1 protein-coding gene is annotated in these 1007 nt (G+C 36.7%); it reads right to left on the minus strand.

The window, feature by feature from the left end; translation table 11 throughout:
* Positions 1-18 precede the first annotated feature (18 nt).
* A protein-coding gene (locus tag FTU79_RS16425) for an IS4-like element ISAba1 family transposase (RefSeq protein WP_179994544.1) occupies positions 19-1007 on the minus strand; the annotation gives its coding sequence in 2 pieces (ribosomal slippage) (positions 19-569 and positions 569-1007; 990 coding nt annotated over the 2 pieces). This gene is flagged as partial in the annotation.

The following is a 1007-nucleotide window of genomic DNA, read 5'->3' on the forward strand; positions in this document are numbered from 1 at the left end:
CTCTGTACACGACAAATTTCACAGAACCCTTATCCTATCAGGATTCTGCTTTCTTAAAATTGCCAAAATTTCCTTAAACTCTTCTTTTTTCCCAAAACCAATTAAACGCTGAATCGCCATTTGAACATAGTCTAAACCATAGCGAAATAAACTCATTGAGAGTCGTCCATGCTTCTTTATTTTTATCGCTTTTTTTTGATTATGTTGCCATTCACCCGTTAAGTAACACCAACAGAAGCTTATAGCTAACACCGCAATCAATTTTTTCACTCGTCTAGGGTCTGTCAAGCGCGTATTTTCAAGATTAAACCCGCGTCCTTTGAGACAACTGAATAAGGTTTCAATTTCCCAGCGTAATGCATAATCCTGAATAGCATTGGCATTAAACTGAGGAGAAACGACGAGTAAAAGCTCTCCATTTTCTAACTGTAGTGCACTTATATATAGTTTCACCCGACCAACCAAAATCCGTCGTTTACGACATTCAATTTGACCAACTTTAAGATGGCGAAATAAATCACTAATTTTATGATTCTTTCCTAAATGATTGGTGACAATGAAGTTTTTTTAACACGAATGCAGAAGTTGATGTCTTGTTCAATTAACCATGTAAACCACTGCTCACCGATAAACTCTCTGTCTGCGAACACATTCACAATACGGTCTTTACCAAAAATGGCTATAAAGCGTTGAATCAAAGCAATACGCTCTTTCGTATCTGAATTTCCACGTTTATTAAGCAATGTCCAAAGGATAGGTATCGCTATTCCACGATAAACGATTGCGAGCATCAGGATATTAATATTTCGTTTTCCCCATTTCCAATTGGTTCTATCTAAAGTCAGTTGCACTTGGTCGAATGAAAACATATTGAAAATCAACTGAGAAATTTGACGATAATCAAAATACTGACCTGCAAAGAAGCGCTGCATACGTCGATAAAATGATTGTGGTAAACACTTGATGGGCAAGGCTTTAGATGCAGAAGAAAGATTACATGTTTGCTT

The organism is Acinetobacter sp. YH12144 (assembly GCF_013418345.1).
GTDB classification, from domain to species: domain Bacteria; phylum Pseudomonadota; class Gammaproteobacteria; order Pseudomonadales; family Moraxellaceae; genus Acinetobacter; species Acinetobacter amyesii.